Source organism: Cryobacterium sp. 10S3, assembly GCF_034344045.1.
In the GTDB taxonomy this organism is placed as follows: Bacteria; Actinomycetota; Actinomycetes; order Actinomycetales; family Microbacteriaceae; genus Cryobacterium; species Cryobacterium glucosi.
In genome coordinates this window covers 613,587-630,652 of the sequence record NZ_CP133773.1, presented here as the reverse complement: position 1 = coordinate 630,652, position 17,066 = coordinate 613,587, and the positions used below count along the sequence as shown (strand labels likewise).

Here is a 17,066-nt window from a genome sequence, read left to right as displayed (position 1 = left end):
GCACTCATGACAGTGCGGTCGCCCTCAACCGGGCTGGCAGGCACCTTTTCGCCAAGGCCGTGCCCAACGAGGAAGCCAAGCTGCGGGACCCGGTCGGGCGGCAGAAGAGACACGGCCAGATCCTGTTCACCATGGACCGACCAGCCACGATCGGCGCGTTGCCGATCGGTGTCGCGCAGGCCGACAAAGTGCTCGTGGGTTCGGGCGGGCTTCACCATATGCCGGATCGCGGACCTCCACACTGCTGAAGCGAAGACCGACGCCCGGGATGGGGCCATCGTCGCGTAAACGGCTGGCCCTGCCATACGCTTGCGGTCCATCCAACTCGCCGCCTACGCCGGACTCGCCCCAGTAACCCGGCTCTCCGGTACATCCATCCATGGCTATCACCCATCCCGTCGAAAAGAGGATCCTCAAATGGGCCTTGTTTTTCTCTGCGCTCACCGCGCATCGAGATCCGGTCTGACGGACCTACGACCATCGCAAGGTCGCCCAAGGCAATAACACAACCACGCCCTCGTCTCCCTCGCCCGACGTCGCTATGACGTCCTTTACGCCATACTCCGCGTCGGCACTTAATAGCTCACGCCGGCCGCTAGCTCGTCGCTCGATGAAAACATAAGGGCGCCCTCCTGAACAGGAGATCTTGATCTAATTCTCTCGGTTGCCCTCGTCGACGCCGGGAGTTGGAATACCGAGCACCTTCAGCTGTTCCCGATACTGTTCCGCACGCAGGTCGCCAGCAGCGAAGCGCTCGTCCAGAATCAAACGGGCTTTGCTCGGCTGCGCGGCTCCCACATCGGGCATCGACGCCGCCTGCTGACCGTTGCGCTGCGCCGAGCCACCACCGGAGCGAACCGCCCAAATAACGAGCAGCACGATGCCTACGATGACCAGTAGCCCAAACGGCCAACCCCACGCCATGTTAATTCCGTTGCCCCACATCATTTTGTCTCCTTCGTTTGTTCGGTTTTGATTGATTGAGAGTCTCCGCGGCTTCCGCTGAGCCCGTCACTTTCAGGTGACGGTGAGTTCTTGGTACATCCCGGCGGCATAGTGGCCTGGCAGGTTGCAGATGACTTCGTACCGTCCCGGTGGGAGGTCGAGGGTCACCCAGCCGGCGCTGCCTGGGGCGATACCGGTACCTTCACCGGCCTTGCACGTGGCGGAGGCCTCGCCAAGGCTGGCGGTTTCGTCGATTTTGTGCTCGCCGGAGATCGACCGGCTACCCGCGACGTGCGAATCCACGAGCGGAAGTATGACGAGCTCGTGGCTGATGCTGCCGTCATTGGTGGCGAGGAAGGATACGGTTCCCGAACTGACGCTCGACCGGTCGAGGCTCAGATTCATGGCACCGCGGTGCATCATTCCGTTCCCGGTGTTGCCACCCATCATCCCGTTGTCGCCGCCCATCATGGAACCCCCCATGTTCCGCAGCGACACGTTCACGACGGTGCCAGCAAGCTGTGGCGTTGCGCAGGACGATCCGGCCGCCGCACCAAAATCCGGCCCCCTGCCGCTCATGGCGCTGACGGCACCGACGGACAGCCCGGTGAGACCGATGATCGTCGCGGCCGCGCCAGCGATCGCGGTAGCGGTGAGTATGCTCCTGCTCATGATGTTTCTCCTCCATCGAGTGGGTTGATGTTCCCCACTCTGCGCGTCCGCTGTGCAGTTCGACTGGCGTGCGTGTGGAGATGGTGTGGAGGTTTGCGGCGACGGAGTCTTCGCCCAAAGGACGCGCGTTAGGGTGAGGTATGCCCACCGTGCTGGTCGTCGAGGACGAGCGTGACATCCGCGACATCCTTCGCCGCTACCTTGAACGAGCCGGCTTCGCGGTGCTCACGGCAACGTCTGGTGTGGAGGCACTGCGCCTCCTGTCCGCGTGCGAGCTGGTGCTCCTCGATCTGGGTCTTCCCGATATCGACGGAACCGACATCCTCCGGGAAATCCACACTCTCGGAACCGTCCCGGTGATCGTCCTCACGGCGCGCAGCACGACGGAGGACCGCATCCAGGGGCTGGAACTCGGTGCAGACGACTATGTGACGAAGCCGTTCAGCCCCCACGAAGTCGTGCTGCGCGTGCAGGCCGTGTTACATCGGTATGGCGGTTCGACGACCACAACGGGGCCGACAAGCTACGGCGGCCGACGGTTGCGAATCGATGACAGTGCCCACCAGGCGTGGCTCGACGGCGCTGCGCTCGACCTGACTCCGACCGAATGGGGACTCCTCGCGGCGGTATCGACCGCTCCTGGGCGGGTCTACTCGCGGTATGAGCTGGTGAATCGGGTGCGCGGCTACGAATACGCCGGGTATGAGCGCACCATCGACTCCCACATCAAGAATCTGCGCCACAAGCTCGGGCCGGGCGGCGCCGACATCATCGAGACGGTCCTCGGCGTCGGTTATCGTCTTGCGCTCCGTCAGGACGAGCCGTCATGAGGATCCTGGGCCTCGGCTCGCTGGGACGCCGGCTCCTGCTCGCATTCGCACTCGTGGCCGTGTCGTCGGTGCTCGTGCTCAGCGTCGCCGCCCTGGTCGGCGTGGATCGAGGCGTGCAGGTCACGCAGCAGGCCGACCGACAGCAGATCGCGGACTCCGCGGCCGCAGCAGCCGCCGATGCTTATCGATCGGCCGGAGACTGGGCGACAGCGGAACTGGGCCGCACCCTCGCAATCGGTGACGCCGCATCCGCCGGGCTCACTGTGGTGGACATGACGGGTACGCCTGTCCAGTCGAGAGATGGAATGATGGGCGGCAACGCCGACGGGCAGGGCATGGGAATGGGGTCGGCTATGGGCCAGACCGTGGCCTCGGCACCGGTCATGGTCGACGGCGCCCAGGTTGGCACGGTTCGGATGACGTTCGGCATGATGGCCGGGACAACCGTGTTCGACGTCACCTGGTCCTGGATCGCCGTCGCCGCCGTCGTCGCCCTCGTGATCGCGCTCGGCGCGAGCTGGTTCGTCACCCGGCTGCTCGTCCGCCCGATCCGGGCCATGACGGATGCCGCCCGGTCGTTCACGACCGGAGACCGGCAGGCTCGGGCCACCGAGCCGGCTCCGGGTGAGCTCGGCGAGCTGGCCTCCGCGTTCAACGGCATGGCCGACGCGGTCGTCCGCTCCGATCGTGATCGGCGCACTCTCACCGCGGACGTGGCCCATGAGTTGCGCACCCCGCTCGCGGCCCTTCAGGCCGGCCTGGAGGAACTGCGTGACGGCCTCGTGGAGCCGACACCCGAAAGCCTCGCGGGGCTGCATGACCAGTCGCTGCGGCTCGGACGCATCGTCGCGGACCTGGCCGAACTGTCGGCGGTCGAGACGGCAGGACTGTCACTGCACCTCGCCGCCGTCGACCTCGCCCAGGTCGCCCGCGCCGCCCTGTCCGAGTGGGAGCCGCGGCTGCGGGCTGCCGGTCTCACCATCATCGCGGAGCCGGTCGGGCCGGCCTGGGTGCGCGCAGACGCCGACCGGATGCACCAGGCCGTCGGCAACCTGCTTGCCAACACCGCCCGCTACTGCCGGCCGGGCGATTACGTGACCGTGACCGTGACGGTCGACGACGGCCGGGCGGTACTGGCTGTCGGCGATACCGGCCCCGGCATCGCCGCCGACGAGCTCCCGCACATCTTCGACCGGCTCTGGCGGGGCCGGGAGGCGGCACACGTGTCCGGCTCGGGTATCGGCCTCGCCCTGGTCCGCGAACTCGTCATCGGGCACGGTGGCACCGTCGATGCGACGTCCGCGCCGGGAACGGGAACGGGAATCACCATTCGGCTGCCGGGAACACGGGCTCCCGGAATCGGGGCCCGATAACCACCGACGTCTCTGTTAACACGGTTCCCTGAGTGAGCTGGCGCGCGTTCTTGAATTTGTGTGACCTAAAGTGGGGCCTAATGTCCCAGAACAACGTAAGCAATCCAACAGTCGATGACGTAGCTCGACTGGCCGGCGTTTCCATCGCGACCGTGTCTCGTGTTCTCAATGGGTCCGCACGCGTCAGTGACGACAGGCTGACGCGGGTTCGCGCCGCGGTTAACGAACTCGGGTTCCGGCCGAACTCAGCAGCCCGTTCCTTGGCAAGCCGCCGTGCCAGCATTGTTGCGGTACTGGCCGGAACCACGTTGGCCTTCGAACAAGCGGAGATCATCCGAGGCATCGAGGAGAGTGCCCGAGAAGCGGGTTACCTCATGAGCCTCACCGCGGTCGGCGATGCCGACGACGACAGCATCGATCAGTCTCTGTCGCTCGTCCTTGACCAGGCAATTGCTGGTGTGATCGTGCTCACCTCCGATGCGGCAGGGGTTGCCACGCTCCACCGAATCCCAGAAGGAATCTTCACGGTCGCTGCGGCAGGATCGCCCGAAACAGTCGTACCGCACGTTCCACTGCATGACTCTGGAGCAGCGGAGGAACTCGTGGCCTACCTCCTGGGGCTCGGTCATACGACGGTGCACTGTGTCGGCGTTCGCGCCTCGCCGAATGAGGACGAACGGATCGTGGGCTGGCGCCGTGCCCTTCGTGCAGCGGGGGCCGCGATTCCGGAGGTCATTCATTCCAGTGAAGAACCGAACTCGGGATGCGCCATTGGACGCCAATTGGCCCGCTCGCCTCACGTCACAGCGGTCTTCTGTGGCAGTGACGTTCTCGCCATGGAAGTCATGCGCGGTCTCGCCGAAGGCGGAAGATCTGTCCCTGCTGAGGTCAGTGTCGTTGGTTTCGGCGACCATCCGCTTTCGGCGTTGTGGTGTCCCGCGCTGACGACAGTGAAACAAGACTTCGCCGGAGTGGGCAATCGCGCTTTCTTGGTACTTGAGGGGTTGATAGCGGGTTCCCTCGGGCGAGGGTTTGCCTCGGACGGTCCGGCTCTTGTCATCCGTGAGAGTGCGGCACCACCCGCCAAGTCGAGCGGTGCCGCACCGGTCTGATATCACGCGATCACTCTGATGCTGCGCTGGCCATCAGGCGTGGGTAGTCGACCGCTCCGCTGCCGTACTCGTGGAGCGAGAGGGGTCAATGGCCACGTCAAGCCCGCGGAATCCGCGGAGCCGGAGGCTGTTGCTGACCACGAAGATCGAGGACAGCGCCATTGCGGCGCCGGCGATCAGGGGGTTGAGCAGGCCGAGCATGGCGAGCGGGATCGCGGCCACGTTGTAGGCGAAGGCCCAGAACAGGTTCGCCTTGATCGTGGCGAGCGTGCGCCGGGACAGCCGGATGGCATCCGCTGCCGCGACGAGGTCGCTGCGGATGAGGGTGAGGTCGCTCGCCTCGATCGCGACGTCGGTGCCGGTGCCCATGGCGATGCCGAGGTCGGCGGTGGCGAGCGCGACGGCGTCGTTCACGCCGTCGCCGACCATGGCAACGACCCGGCCCTGCGCCTGGAGCGCACGGATGACCTCGGCCTTCTCAGCGGGGAGAACCCCGGCGCGCACGTCGTCGATGCCAACCAGGGTGCCGACGCTGCGGGCGACGGTCGCGTTGTCCCCGGTCAGGAGCACCGGGGTCAGGCCCAGGCGGCGGAACTCGGTGATCGCGGCGGCGCTCGTGTCCTTGACGGTGTCTGCAACGGCGAGGATGCCGCGGGCCACCCCGTCCCAGGCCACGGCGACACTCGTCTGACCTTGATTCTCACAGGCGGCCAGAGCGTTAGCCAGTTCGGGCGGGAAAGCGATGGCGGCGTGGTCGGTCAGCCACTGCGGGCGGCCGACCAAGACAATCCGGCCGTCGACGACAGCTTGCACACCGAGGCCGTCTGCGGATTGGAACGATTCCGCCGTGGGAAGTACGGCGATCCGGTCACGCGCGCCGGAAACGATGGCGCGGGCGACCGGGTGTTCGGAGCCCGCTTCTGCGGCGGCCGCGAAGCCGAGAAGCTCAACTTCACTGAGGGCGCCGATGGGTACGACCGCGACGAGGGTCATTTGCCCGGTGGTCACGGTGCCCGTCTTGTCGAGCACGATCGTGTCGACGCGCCGGGTGGACTCCAGGACCTGCGGGCCTTTGATCAGGATGCCGAGCTGCGCGCCACGGCCGGTGCCGACGAGCAGGGCCGTCGGGGTGGCCAGCCCGAGCGCGCACGGGCAGGCGATGATCAGGGTCGCGACGGCGGCGGTGAAGGCGACGACCGGTCCGGCGCCCAGGCTCAGCCAGACCACGAGGGTGCCCAGGGCGAGGGCGATCACGATGGGCACAAACACTGCGGATACCCGATCCGCCAGACGTTGGACATCCGCTTTGCCGGTCTGGGCCTGCTCGACGAGGCGCCCGAGTTGGGCGAGCTCGGTGTCGGCGCCGATCCGGGTAGCCCGGACGACGAGCCTGCCGCCCGAGTTGAGAGTCGCCCCGACAACGACGGCGCCCGGACCGACTTCGACCGGAACCGCTTCGCCGGTGAGCATGCTCGCGTCGATCGCCGACACGCCCTCGACCACGACACCATCCGTTGAAATCTTCTCGCCCGGGCGCACCACGAACAGGTCACCGACGACGAGCGAGGAGGTCGGCACGATGGTTTCGACGCCGTCGCGGAGGAGTGCGGTTTCCTTGCTTCCCAGCTCGAGCAGCGCACGTAGTGCCGCGCCGGATCGTTTTTTGGCGCGTGCTTCGAAGTAGCGTCCAGCAAGGATGAAGACGGTGACCGCGGATGCGACCTCGAGGTAGATCTCGCTCGCGCCACCATCAGCTCTGGCCGTGAAGCTGAATGCCATGGTCATACCGGGCATGCCCGCCGTACCGAAGAAAAGCGCGAAGAGCGACCAGCCTAGGGCGGCCAACACACCGATGCTGATGAGCGTGTCCATAGTGGCCGCACCGTGCCGAAAGTTCGTCCAGGCGGCCCGGTGGAACGGCCAGGCACCCCAGACGGCGACGGGTGCAGCCAGAGTCAGGGCGAGCCATTGCCAGTTGATGAACTGCAGCGGCGGAATTGCCGACATCGCGACGACCGGCGCTGCCAGAATCGCGGAAACGATCAGTCGTTGGCGGAGACTGGCGACGTCTCGGTCTTGCTGGCTCGGGGCCTCGTCGGCAACTGCCTCCGGCGGTTTCGGACGCTCGGCCGTGTATCCGGTTTCTTCGATCACGGCGATCGCCTGAGCGACAGTCGTGCCCTCCGGCACAAAGACGCTGGCCTTCTCGGTCGCATAGTTCACCGTGGCCTCGACCCCGGGCATGCGGTTGAGCTTCTTCTCAATGCGCGCAGCACACGAGGTGCACGTCATCCCGCCAACAAGAAGGTCGACGTGTTCGCCGCCCATCCGGACGCCGCTCATCAGGACTCAGCGACCAACTCGTAGCCGGCCTCGTCGATGGCCGCGGCGACAGCCGTGCGATCGAGCGGGGCGCCGGTAACAGTGACGAGGGAGACTCCGCCGGGGACGAGGTCAACGTTCACATCCTCAGGGCGAGCCAACTTGCCGATTTCCTTCGTCACGCTGGCCACACAGTGTGAGCACGTCATTCCCAGCACCCGAAAGGTGTTCGTCGCCCCGTCGGCCGGAGCGGCGGCCTGATTGGCCCTGGACTGAGTGTGTGTCCCGCAGGCGCAGGAGGCGTCGGTCAGGCCCAGGTCGTTTACTGTGGTTTCGCTCATGAGTGATACGTCCTTTCGGTTACCCCAACGGGGTATATTCCCACTATACCCCTTGGGGGTACCAAAATGCCACCGGGTCCGGTACGCGCGACGATTACGAACGCACTAGGCGGGCGATGGCGTCGTAGGCTTCCTTGATTTTGGCCTCTGCCTCGTCTCCACCGCGCACCGCGGCGTCGAGCACACAATGGTTGAGGTGGTCGTTGAGGAGTCCGAGAGCCACTGACTGCAGCGCGCTGGTCATCGCAGACACTTGGGTGAGGATGTCGATGCAGTATTTCTCGTCAGTGACCATGCCTTGGAGCCCGCGGGCTTGGCCCTCGATTCGACGCAGCCGCTTCAGATAGTCGTCCTTGTTGGAGATGTAGCCGTGCGGTCCGCTATGGAGCTCCGCACCCGCAGGTGTTGCGCTCACGTTTGTCATGGCTGGTTTACCCTTCCTTCGCACGATCGTTCATACCCCCCTATGGTACAGGACGTTGGATCCCCAATACGGGTCTCAGAGCGTCGGGCATGACGACCGTGGACACAGCCCAGAAGATCGCTGATGCCGCCTCACACCTGGCGATCGCCGCGGTCAGGGATGGCTTGCGAGTGCACTGCGCGCACGGGCCGTGAGCATGCGACTTTGGAGACAAACCCGCGCACCTGCCTGCGCGCCACACCATACGACGCATCGCTGATTTTCGATCTCAGGCTCAGGATGCGGCTTGTCGGCCTGCCGCAGGAGATCCGATGACCGGGGGCTTTCCAGTCTGGGCCCGAACCCTTTGCATGATCCTGTGACCGAGCGGCACTAGCCTAGCGACACGGCAGACCTTCAAAGCGGCGCAAGTGTTCACTGTCCATAACCGCATGGGACTGTCTATGTCCAACACTAAGGAATTGAAATGGCGGCCTTGAGAGAATTCACGAAGACCAACCTGAATAAACAGGGATTTGGAGGTCTCGATGATGACGCCAAGTCCTGTTACGCAGGGCCCCTACGATTCACTCCGGCAGTAGGCACCGTCCTAATCCTTGTCGGATTGGCTCTACAGTCGCCTATCTTTCTTGGAGTGGGGGCAATCGTTCCCCTCACCGGGGCGTTATTCCCTCGTGGCATGATTCTCGATTTGGTTTACAACTTGGGCGTACGCCACATGTTTCGCGCGCCCCCGCTTCCCCCCACGCCGCGTCCCCGGCAGTTTTCCTACCTCCTGTCCACCGTGCTCATTGCCGGTTCAGCCTTGTCCTTCTACTACGGAGTGTCAGCGTTGGGATTCGTCCTGGGAGGAGCGGTCGCTCTGGGAGGCACGATACTCACCACCACTCATTGGTGCCTCGGATCGTGGTTCTACAGACTTCTTTTCCCCCACGCAGCGACAAGGTAACCGGCGGGAACGCGTTCACAAGGCCATTATCCACAGCTTGAACACTCCCCGGACAGCCACCACCACCAACACCTATCAGCCTGAATTCTCCTGCGGCTGCCGCCCGGCTCAGGAAGTTGCCAGCTGGCTGCGAGTTCTCCGCGTACGCTAGGGGGGTATGTGCTGGCTTTTCGCCGGCGACGCGGACACGGGAGAGGAGAGTCGCGCATGTCTCGACGCTCCGGTACTTCCGGTTCCCGACCACGCGCTCTGAGTCGTGCCCTCGCCGTTTCGCTGGCCCTCGTTGGCGTGCTGGTTAGCCTGCTCGCCTTGCATTCGATGCTCGACGCCCATGACGGTGTTCAGGGAGCGGTCGCCGGAGTCACTCAATTCTCGGCGCAGAATGGCGAGACCCCGGCCGTTGCGGACAACGTCTTAGCGACGTCGGAGGATCGGGTCGGCCCGCTGTCGGCGCTCAATACCTGCGGCACGGACTGCGCAGTGGGGTGCGCTCTGATGGCGGCAGGGTGCATCGTGCTGATCACGGTGGTCGCCATCGTCCTCCTTCTTCGGCGCCCTGCTCTCTTTCAGACGCTCAAGGACGGTGGCGGTGGCCTTGTCCGCGTCGTCGCCGAGATCCGCAATCATGTGTACTTTCCCTCACTGACACTTTTGTCGATTAGCCGTATCTGATCACGGTCATTGGCGGGGATATTGGTCTCCGTTCGCCTTCGGCGACGATCCGCACTGCTGTGTGCGTACACCCGGATCACGTCCCGATTGACCCGTCACTGTCACGGGTCCGGTCCCTCGAACCCTGAGCGGACCCCACATCGTTGGTCTTCACATGCTCCCCGCCTTCGGCGAGATTTCGGACACGTCTTATGCATTCCTCAGCGTCCCCGCGCTCCCACACCCATCGTGCTCGAGTTCACGACTCGGGCCGTCCAACCGCCTTCGGTGCGCCGGCTGAGCCGGGTACCCGCCGCGCTCGTCGCGAGTCGGAGCGTCCGCGCCGGGCTGCACCGCCGAGACAATCCACGGCTCCCAGGCGCCCGCACCCGTCCCTTCGACACCGAGTCGTAGCCTGGTCAGCGCTCCTCGCTGTTACCCTTCTTGCGGTCACGACGTCTCTGCCGGCGGTGGCGGTCTCAACGGAGGCGTCGACCACGGTGCCCTTTGTTCCCAGTGCTGCACGGCAGGGTGTTCAGTACTCGGAAGTCAGCAGCACTGTCGCAGCCGGCGTGATCACGCGCGACGGTTACTCGGTTCAAGTCATACCCAAAGTCGTCCCTAAGAAATCGTCGAGCGCCGGGCTCTCGGTGCGGTCGCTTGGCGGCCGCGATACCGGCCAGCTCCTCGGTCAGGCGTGGGCGCTCCCCGTGGCCGGATTCATCAGCGACCCTTTCGGACCGCGACTGGATCGACCCGTCGAAGGCGTCGGGCTTTTCCACGAGGGAACCGACCTGGCCGCCTCGTGCGGCACCCCGGTCGTCGCCGCCACCGGTGGCACCGTCGTGTTCGCTGCTTCGAATGGCAGCTACGGGAATTGGATTGTCATCGACCACGGAAACGGCGTCCAAACCGGATACGCCCACAACAGCAAAATGCTCGTCAGTGTCGGACAAAACGTCACCGCGGGCGAAACCATCTCCCTAGTGGGCACTACCGGTGCGTCCAGCGGCTGCCACCTCCACTTCGAAACCCACGTCGATGGCACCCAGATCGACCCGGTGCCGTTCATGAGCGCGCGAGGAGTCACTCTTGGTTGACTCGGCCGCACGTCGAGGTGGTCGCCTGGCTTCTCGTGAACCCGCGGCTCAGAGTCGCTCTTCCAAGCCGGGCCGCCCGACATGGGTCGCGGTCCTGACGGCACTGGTCCTTATTGCCTTCACGGGCATTCCGGCGCCAGCCCAAGCAACCGAGTACCCATCGTGGGGAGACGTCCAGAACGCCCGAAATAGTGAAACCGCCAAGCAAGCCCAGATCACTCAGCTCACGGATCTTATCTCGGCGTTGAACACGCAAGTAGAGACCGCGAAATTACTTCAGGCCCAGCGCAGCAGCGAGTTCGAGGCTGCCCAGGGAGCGTTCGACCAGGCGAACTACCGTGCCGGCCAGCTCCAGGGACAGGCCGACGACGCCACTCAGCGCGCCGACGCCTCCAAAAAACAGGCGGGGCGGCTGGCATCGTCCTTGTCCCGTTCCGGTGGCGCCGACCTGAGCCTGACGCTCCTCCTCAATAGTGGGAAAGCGGACGAGTTGTTGTCAGAATTGGCCCGGATGGGCAAACTCACCGAGCAAACCGACGGGATCTACAAGAAGGCGGCCAGCGAGAGGAATTCCGCGCAAGCCTTGACCGACCAGGCCACCGTGGCCAAGAGCATTCTCGCTAGCCTCTCCGAAAAGGCCCAGACGGCCCTGGTAGAAGCCACGGCGGCCGACGCCGCACTGCAGGCGAAACTTGCTGAACAGCAAGACAATGCGACCACGATGGCGGCTCAACTCGTGGTTTTACAAGAAAACCGTCAGGCGACCGAAGCGGACTTCACCAAGGGCGAACAAGCCCGGGCTGCGGCTGCGGCAGCGGCGGCAGCGGCAGCAGCCGAGGCGGCAGCCGCTAGCGCCGCTGCGAACGCGAAAGCACATGGCAGTGGGACCGGCAGCGGGCGCGATTCGGGGCAGCTGAGCGCTCAGGGCTGGGCTCTTCCCGTCTCCGGTTGGATCAGCGACCCCTTTGGACCCCGACCGAATAAGCCGGTGGCCGGGGTTGGCCCCTTTCACTACGGAACCGACCTGGCAGCAGCGTGTGGCCGATCTGTGCGTGCGGCGACGGGCGGGACCGTCGTGTACGCCGGGTACCTCGGTTCCTACGGCAATTGGATCCTGATCGATCACGGCAACGGCGTTCAAACCGGCTACGCCCACAACAGCGTTCTCCACGTCAGCGTCGGCCAGAGCGTCGGCGCCGGCGAAGTGATCTCTGACGTGGGCACGACCGGCGCGTCAAGTGGCTGCCATCTCCATTTCGAAGTTCGCGTCGATGGCGCACGCATTGATCCGCAACCCTTCATGAGCGCGCGAGGCGTGACCCTGGGCTAACACTTCCCGAGCCTCCCGCACCTATCTGTTTCGAATGTTCCCCGCGCACCATCACCACCCCGAGAAAGCCGAACGAGTCCATGATTCTCTTCGCCAGCATCCCCAGCCCCGACATCAGTTTCTTCAGCATTGGTCCGCTCCGGATCCACTTCTATGCCCTGTTCATCCTCGCCGGGATCGCGGCCGCGGTGTGGCTGACGTCCCGGCGCCTCACCCGACGCGGAGGCGAGCCCGGCCTCGTGCTGGATATCGCGCTGTGGACGGTGCCCCTCGGCATCGTGGGCGGCCGTCTGTACCATGTCGTGACTCATCCGGGAGACTATTTCTTTCCCGGCGCCGACCTCTGGAAAGCTCTCTACGTGTGGGAGGGGGGCCTGGCCATCTTCGGGGCGGTACTCTTCGGGGCGGCCGGGGCGTACATTGCGTGTCGCCGCTCCGGGCTGCGTTTCCTCTCGTTCGCCGATGCGCTCGCACCGGGGATGCTGCTGGCGCAAGCCATGGGGCGCCTGGGCAACTACTACAACCATGAACTCTTCGGGGCTCCCACCACGCTTCCGTGGGGATTGCAGATCGAATCGACCAACCCGGCGTTTCCGGCCGGACTGCCGGCCGGAACCCTGTTCCAGCCGCTTTTCCTCTACGAGATCCTCTGGAATCTTTTCGGCGTCGCCGTTCTCCTGCTCGTCGAACGACAGTTCAACCTCCGCTGGGGGAATGCGATCGGCCTGTACCTGCTCTGGTACGGGATCGGTCGCACCTGGCTGGAGGCACTTCGCCTCGACCCGACCGAGTTCCAACTCGTGGGCCTGAAGATCAACATGATCACGGCGATGGTCATCGCCCTCATCGGGATCGTACTTATCGTCGTGCAGTCGCGACGCCATCCAGGTCCCGAGAACAGCCCGTACCTTCCGGGGCGAGCCTGGACGCCGCCGACGCCCGGCACGAGCGACCCGGCACCCAGCGCCCCGGCCGGCCCCGCGTCACCGGACGGCACGGGGAACCCATGACGCCCGACAGTACCGCCCAGGACAGGTCAGACAGCCTCAAGCGTCGACGACGCCTCTTTCTGAGATCAGGGCAGCTGGTGATGGTTGCGGGGGTCCTGATTGCTGTGACTCACTGGCTCGGGCACCTGGACCCGGCGACAGTGACGCATCCCCCGGTCTGGATTGAGCTCCTGGTCAGCTATCCGGTAGCGGCCGTTGTTGTGATCATCGGCGCCAACCTGTCATCGCACAAACCCAAGTGAATGGATGCCGGCCCGGGCCCAGCTCGGCCGTTCCAGGTCAGTCCCGGATTTATTAGTGGACCCATGCGAAGGATTCCTCGAACGTTTCCCGACCCTCGTCGTCATCGAACACGTTGGCGACGAGGTGGGTGAGGAACAGTGCGAATCCGATTGCGATTTCGCTGAATTGGGTTCCGTCGAACGGCCCGTACCAGGACACCGTGCACGGTCCTTCCGGGTCAAGGTCCAGGCGGTTCATCGAGGCTCCCTCGGGCGAGGCCAGGATGAGGATGCGCACGGAGATCCACGGGGGCATGCCGCCCATGATGTCTCCGAGGGCGATGCCGTCTGCCGCGTGGCCCGACAGTGCCAGCGACAGGAGCACTGCGAGGTCCGCGGTGACGTCGTCACCGGCCTCGTAGCGGAGGTAGCTCTCCCGATCGTTGGATACGAGTTGGATGGCGTCGGGCGCCCACGCCAGCTGGCGATAGGCGAGGATATCGAGGATGGCACGGACCAGGTCGGTGAGGACCTTGCCCGCGGTCACCGCGTCCGTGACGCCGTCATACTGAGGCTTTCCGGCATCCCAAATCGTGCGAACCGCGTCACGGGTAGTAGGGATGCGGGTCACAGACAACTCACTCCTTGGCGCTTTCAGCGGGCTGTGGCAGGCGAAGGCGCTTCAGCATCAGCGCGTTGACAGCGACAATCACGCTGGAACCGGACATCGAGATCGCCGCGATCTCCGGGGTCAACCGGATGCCGAACCCGGGGAAGAAGACACCGGCGGCGATTGGCAGGGCGATGGCGTTGTACCCGATCGCCCAGCCGAGGTTCTGACGCATCTTCCGCACGGTTCCCTTTCCGATGCGCAACGCGACAGGGATATCCAACGGATCGGAGCGCATCAGGACCACGTCCGCCGTGTCGATGGCGACGTCGGTGCCTGCCCCGATTGCGATCCCCAGGTCGGCCTGCGCCAATGCCGGGGCGTCGTTGACGCCGTCGCCGACCATGGCGACGCGTTTGCCGGCGGCCTGGAGTTCCGTGATCTTCGCGGACTTGTCTTCGGGCAGTACCTCTGCCATCACGGTATCGATCCCGAGCTGGGAGGCGATGCGTGCGGCGGTGGCTTCGTTGTCTCCGGTGAGCATGACGACCTGGATGCCGGCGTCATGCAGGGCCGCCACGGCGGCAGCAGCGGTCGGGCGCACGGCATCCGCCAGTGCAACGACGCCGGCAGCCTTGCCGTCCACGGCGAGCAGGACCGCGGTGCGTCCCGTTGACGCGAGCGCATCGCGTTGGACCTTGACTGGTTCGATATCGACGCCTTGCGCGGTCATCAATTTGCGGTTTCCGACCAGCACCCGACGCCCACTCACCGTCGCCCCAGCCCCGTGCCCGGGTACGTTCTCGAAGTCGACGGCGTCGCCCACGGTCACGCCCCGACCAGCGGCGAAGCTGGCCACCGCAGCGGCAAGCGGATGCTCCGACTCGCGCTCCACGGCGGCAACGAGTGCCAAAAGCTCGTCCTCGTCGATGCCGATTGCGACGAAGTCGGTCACTTCCGGCTTGCCCTGGGTGAGGGTGCCGGTTTTGTCCATCACGACGGTGTCGATCCGTGCGGCTGTTTCCAGCGCGGTCGCGGTCTTGAACAAGACGCCGCGTTTGGCGCCGAGGCCGGTCCCGACCATGATCGCCGTCGGGGTCGCCAGGCCGAGCGCGTCCGGGCAGGTGATGACGACTACGGTGATCGCGAACAGCATCGCCGCCGGCACGGTTGCGCCTGCCAGCAGCCACACTGCCAGGGTCACGATTCCGCCGATCAAGGCCACCAGTACGAGCCAGAACGCCGCCCGGTCGGCCAGGCGCTGGCCGGGAGCCTTGGAATTCTGCGCCTCCTGCACGAGCGCGACGATCTGGGCCAGTGCGGTGTCCGCGCCCACCTTCGTCGCCCGGACCCGGAGGGTGCCCGTGGTGTTCACGGTCGCGCCGATCACCGCGGAGCCGGCCGTCTTGGCCACGGGAAGACTCTCACCGGTGACCATGGATTCATCGATATCGGAATCACCGGACTCGACAACGCCGTCGGTGGGGACCTTGGATCCCGGGCGCACGAGCATCAGGTCGCCCGGAACAATGTCCGCGGTGGGAATTTCAACGGGTTCGCCCTCGCGGATCACGAAGGCCTGCGCGGGGGCCAGCTCGAGCAGGGTGCGGACGGCGTCATTGGCGCCGCCCCGTGCCCGCATTTCGACCCAGTGCCCCAGCAGCACAAAACTGGCCAGGACAGTGGCGGCCTCGTAGAAGACGTCGCCGCCGCCGGTCAGGGTGACCACGACGCTGTAGAGCCAGCCCGATCCGACGCCGACGGCCACAAGCACCATCATGTCGAGCGTTCTCGCCCGCAATGCCCGGTAGGCGCCGTCGAAGAAGATCCATGCGGAGTAGAAGATCACCGGCAGTGAAAGGATCAGGGCCGCAACGTCGTCACGGAGCCCGAAGGGTGCCGGAAAAGTGAACCCAATGACCTCGCGACCGATCGGCGATAAAAGCGTGATCGGAACGGACAGGACTGCGGCCACCAGGAACCGGTTGCGCATATCCCTGATCATGCTAGCCATCGTCATAGAGCCATGGCCGCCGCCGTGCCCCATGGCGTCCTGCATCGTCCTCGTCGGAGGCGCCGCATGCGCGGTGTGGGCAACCGAGGGTTGCTCAGTGCTCTCCGATGTCGCGCTGGAATGTGCAGGCGCCGTGACCTCGGGAACTGCATGGGCCGCGGCAGGGTCTGGGGTGGCACTGTTGGCGGCAAGCGGGTCGCAAATGTGATCCGGTACGGACTTCCCATCGCAGTGGTACCCGCACTCGCGCACCCATTGGGCGAGGTCATCGACCGATGTCTGCCTCGGGTCGAAAGTGATTGTCGCCGTCTGCGCGACGACGTTCGTGTCAACGCCCAGCACGCCGGGGCGTCGCGACAGGACCGTATCCGCGACGGCTTTGGATGACGCCCACCCCACGCCCCGTACTTGCATGATCGTGGTTTCGGTCGACTGGCTCATTCGAACGATCCTCTCTGAAACATAGATAGTGCCCGGCGCCGGTTCGCTGTGTCCCCGATTGCCGATACCCACCATCTTATACCCCCTAAGGGTATCCGCGTTCATGCGACCACCTCGATGAAGCAACGGGGCGCTTTTCTCCGCGTTGCGAAGCTGGGCGTTTCTTCGGGGAATTTGGTCGGCTCTCTCAGGCCACGGGGAGCATCCGTTGGCTACAGTGTGAGGATTGCCACGTCCGAACCGCGACGGGAAGAAAGCGACGGGAAGAAAGGGGACAGCGTGGTGGACGCCCAGGCACGTGTGCGCGCATTATCGGCCGCGCGGCTGCGCCGTGCGCTCCTCGGAATCCTCTCCCTTGCAGCCGTTGTCTTCGGCTTGGTGGCGATGCATGCGGAAATGGCGGTCGAATCCGAAGCCTCACCAAATGCCCACGCCATGCTTGCTGCGCATTCAGACCCTTCAGCCGCAAGCACCGAGGACTCAAAACTCGATTCGGAATTGGCCTCTTTCCACGGGACGTCGAACCTGCCGTCGACGTGTCTCGGCATGTGCACCGCCGATTGCCTCATGACAGGGTCCGCCTGTACTGCCGGCCCTATCGCGCACTCCCCCAATTCTGCAGCCCAACACGCAATTCCCATCGTTGTTGACCGCCCTGCTGAGCGCGCAGTTCCCGCTCTGGCGCGGCGCCTGCCTCTACAGCGACCACCCTCGCTGACAG

General features: G+C 65.0%; 16 protein-coding genes and 1 pseudogene. 10 read left to right on the top strand and 7 right to left on the bottom strand.

The window, feature by feature from the left end; translation table 11 throughout:
• Positions 1-324: 324 nt before the first annotated feature.
• Positions 325-579: pseudogene (locus tag RHM57_RS19535) on the top strand (transposase); the annotation flags it as partial.
• Between the two features lie 72 nt (positions 580-651).
• On the opposite strand, the gene RHM57_RS02930 reads toward RHM57_RS19535, so the two are convergent.
• Both RHM57_RS02930 and RHM57_RS02925 read right to left on the bottom strand, forming a co-directional pair.
• A complete protein-coding gene (locus RHM57_RS02930) occupies positions 652-948 on the bottom strand; it encodes an SHOCT domain-containing protein (RefSeq protein ID WP_322136272.1) in 297 nt (98 codons plus the stop codon).
• A 69-nt stretch (positions 949-1,017) separates the two neighbouring features.
• Positions 1,018-1,617, bottom strand: coding sequence for a sulfocyanin-like copper-binding protein (locus RHM57_RS02925; protein WP_322136273.1), 600 nt, complete (start codon positions 1,615-1,617; stop codon positions 1,018-1,020).
• A gap of 140 nt (positions 1,618-1,757) precedes the next feature.
• On the opposite strand from RHM57_RS02925, the gene RHM57_RS02920 reads away from it, so the two are divergent.
• The 3 genes from RHM57_RS02920 (at position 1,758) to RHM57_RS02910 (ending at position 4,932) form a co-directional block, all read left to right on the top strand.
• A complete protein-coding gene (locus RHM57_RS02920; protein WP_322189583.1) occupies positions 1,758-2,447 on the top strand; it encodes a response regulator transcription factor in 690 nt (229 codons plus the stop codon).
• On the top strand, positions 2,444-3,820 hold the full coding sequence (locus tag RHM57_RS02915; RefSeq protein WP_322189582.1) for a HAMP domain-containing sensor histidine kinase: 1,377 nt from the start codon (positions 2,444-2,446) through the stop codon (positions 3,818-3,820). The genes RHM57_RS02920 and RHM57_RS02915 overlap by 4 nt, the downstream gene beginning before the upstream one ends.
• Positions 3,821-3,900: 80 nt before the next feature.
• Positions 3,901-4,932: a LacI family DNA-binding transcriptional regulator gene (locus tag RHM57_RS02910; RefSeq protein WP_134564075.1), complete on the top strand. Its 1,032-nt coding sequence runs from the start codon at positions 3,901-3,903 to the stop codon at positions 4,930-4,932.
• Between the two features lie 33 nt (positions 4,933-4,965).
• On the opposite strand, the gene RHM57_RS02905 is transcribed toward RHM57_RS02910, so the two are convergent.
• The 3 genes from RHM57_RS02905 to RHM57_RS02895 form a co-directional block, all read right to left on the bottom strand.
• Complete coding sequence (locus tag RHM57_RS02905; RefSeq protein WP_322189581.1) at positions 4,966-7,275, bottom strand: heavy metal translocating P-type ATPase; 2,310 nt, start codon at positions 7,273-7,275, stop codon at positions 4,966-4,968.
• On the bottom strand, positions 7,275-7,595 hold the full coding sequence (locus RHM57_RS02900; protein WP_134558772.1) for a heavy-metal-associated domain-containing protein: 321 nt from the start codon (positions 7,593-7,595) through the stop codon (positions 7,275-7,277). The genes RHM57_RS02905 and RHM57_RS02900 overlap by 1 nt, the downstream gene beginning before the upstream one ends.
• Before the next feature lie 94 nt (positions 7,596-7,689).
• On the bottom strand, positions 7,690-8,019 hold the full coding sequence (locus RHM57_RS02895; protein WP_134558771.1) for a metal-sensitive transcriptional regulator: 330 nt from the start codon (positions 8,017-8,019) through the stop codon (positions 7,690-7,692).
• Positions 8,020-8,485: 466 nt separating this feature from the next.
• Here RHM57_RS02895 and RHM57_RS19530 point away from each other — a divergent pair, with 466 nt between their 5' ends.
• The 6 genes from RHM57_RS19530 to RHM57_RS02870 all read left to right on the top strand — a co-directional run bounded on the left by RHM57_RS19530 (position 8,486) and on the right by RHM57_RS02870 (position 13,301).
• Complete coding sequence (locus tag RHM57_RS19530; RefSeq protein ID WP_369125151.1) at positions 8,486-8,968, top strand: DUF4395 family protein; 483 nt, start codon at positions 8,486-8,488, stop codon at positions 8,966-8,968.
• A 207-nt stretch (positions 8,969-9,175) separates the two neighbouring features.
• Positions 9,176-9,640, top strand: a complete 465-nt coding sequence (locus tag RHM57_RS02890; RefSeq protein WP_322136276.1) for a hypothetical protein — start codon at positions 9,176-9,178, stop codon at positions 9,638-9,640.
• A 479-nt stretch (positions 9,641-10,119) separates the two neighbouring features.
• The gene (locus RHM57_RS02885; RefSeq protein ID WP_322189580.1) at positions 10,120-10,719 is read left to right on the top strand and encodes a M23 family metallopeptidase; all 600 of its coding nucleotides are present in this window, start codon (positions 10,120-10,122) and stop codon (positions 10,717-10,719) included.
• Entirely contained in the window at positions 10,712-12,049 is a 1,338-nt protein-coding gene (locus RHM57_RS02880; RefSeq protein WP_322140687.1) for a peptidoglycan DD-metalloendopeptidase family protein, read from the top strand. Before RHM57_RS02885 ends, RHM57_RS02880 begins: the two co-directional genes overlap by 8 nt.
• Positions 12,050-12,129: 80 nt before the next feature.
• Positions 12,130-13,059 (top strand): prolipoprotein diacylglyceryl transferase, encoded by a 930-nt coding sequence (lgt, locus tag RHM57_RS02875; RefSeq protein WP_322189579.1) that lies wholly within the window; start codon positions 12,130-12,132, stop codon positions 13,057-13,059.
• Entirely contained in the window at positions 13,056-13,301 is a 246-nt protein-coding gene (locus RHM57_RS02870; RefSeq protein WP_322136279.1) for a hypothetical protein, read from the top strand. The genes lgt and RHM57_RS02870 overlap by 4 nt, the downstream gene beginning before the upstream one ends.
• Positions 13,302-13,353: 52 nt before the next feature.
• On the opposite strand, the gene RHM57_RS02865 is transcribed toward RHM57_RS02870, so the two are convergent.
• On the bottom strand, positions 13,354-13,911 hold the full coding sequence (locus tag RHM57_RS02865) for a hypothetical protein (protein WP_134558764.1): 558 nt from the start codon (positions 13,909-13,911) through the stop codon (positions 13,354-13,356).
• A 7-nt stretch (positions 13,912-13,918) separates the two neighbouring features.
• Positions 13,919-16,318: a heavy metal translocating P-type ATPase gene (locus RHM57_RS02860; RefSeq protein ID WP_322189827.1), complete on the bottom strand. Its 2,400-nt coding sequence runs from the start codon at positions 16,316-16,318 to the stop codon at positions 13,919-13,921.
• Positions 16,319-17,066: the final 748 nt, after the last annotated feature.

What these genes read in the sequence shown, in the direction of transcription:
- RHM57_RS02910 (WP_134564075.1), top strand. Translation starts at nt 3,901, where the DNA reads ATGTCCCAGAACAACGTAAGCAATCCAACAGTCGATGACGTAGCTCGA.
- RHM57_RS02930 (WP_322136272.1), bottom strand. Translation starts at nt 948, where the DNA reads ATGATGTGGGGCAACGGAATTAACATGGCGTGGGGTTGGCCGTTTGGG.
- RHM57_RS02890 (WP_322136276.1), top strand. Translation starts at nt 9,176, where the DNA reads ATGTCTCGACGCTCCGGTACTTCCGGTTCCCGACCACGCGCTCTGAGT.
- RHM57_RS02870 (WP_322136279.1), top strand. Translation starts at nt 13,056, where the DNA reads ATGACGCCCGACAGTACCGCCCAGGACAGGTCAGACAGCCTCAAGCGT.
- RHM57_RS02860 (WP_322189827.1), bottom strand. Translation starts at nt 16,318, where the DNA reads ATGCAAGTACGGGGCGTGGGGTGGGCGTCATCCAAAGCCGTCGCGGAT.
- RHM57_RS02925 (WP_322136273.1), bottom strand. Translation starts at nt 1,617, where the DNA reads ATGAGCAGGAGCATACTCACCGCTACCGCGATCGCTGGCGCGGCCGCG.
- lgt (WP_322189579.1), top strand. Translation starts at nt 12,130, where the DNA reads ATGATTCTCTTCGCCAGCATCCCCAGCCCCGACATCAGTTTCTTCAGC.
- RHM57_RS02915 (WP_322189582.1), top strand. Translation starts at nt 2,444, where the DNA reads ATGAGGATCCTGGGCCTCGGCTCGCTGGGACGCCGGCTCCTGCTCGCA.
- RHM57_RS02895 (WP_134558771.1), bottom strand. Translation starts at nt 8,019, where the DNA reads ATGACAAACGTGAGCGCAACACCTGCGGGTGCGGAGCTCCATAGCGGA.
- RHM57_RS19530 (WP_369125151.1), top strand. Translation starts at nt 8,486, where the DNA reads ATGGCGGCCTTGAGAGAATTCACGAAGACCAACCTGAATAAACAGGGA.
- RHM57_RS02905 (WP_322189581.1), bottom strand. Translation starts at nt 7,275, where the DNA reads ATGAGCGGCGTCCGGATGGGCGGCGAACACGTCGACCTTCTTGTTGGC.
- RHM57_RS02920 (WP_322189583.1), top strand. Translation starts at nt 1,758, where the DNA reads ATGCCCACCGTGCTGGTCGTCGAGGACGAGCGTGACATCCGCGACATC.
- RHM57_RS02900 (WP_134558772.1), bottom strand. Translation starts at nt 7,595, where the DNA reads ATGAGCGAAACCACAGTAAACGACCTGGGCCTGACCGACGCCTCCTGC.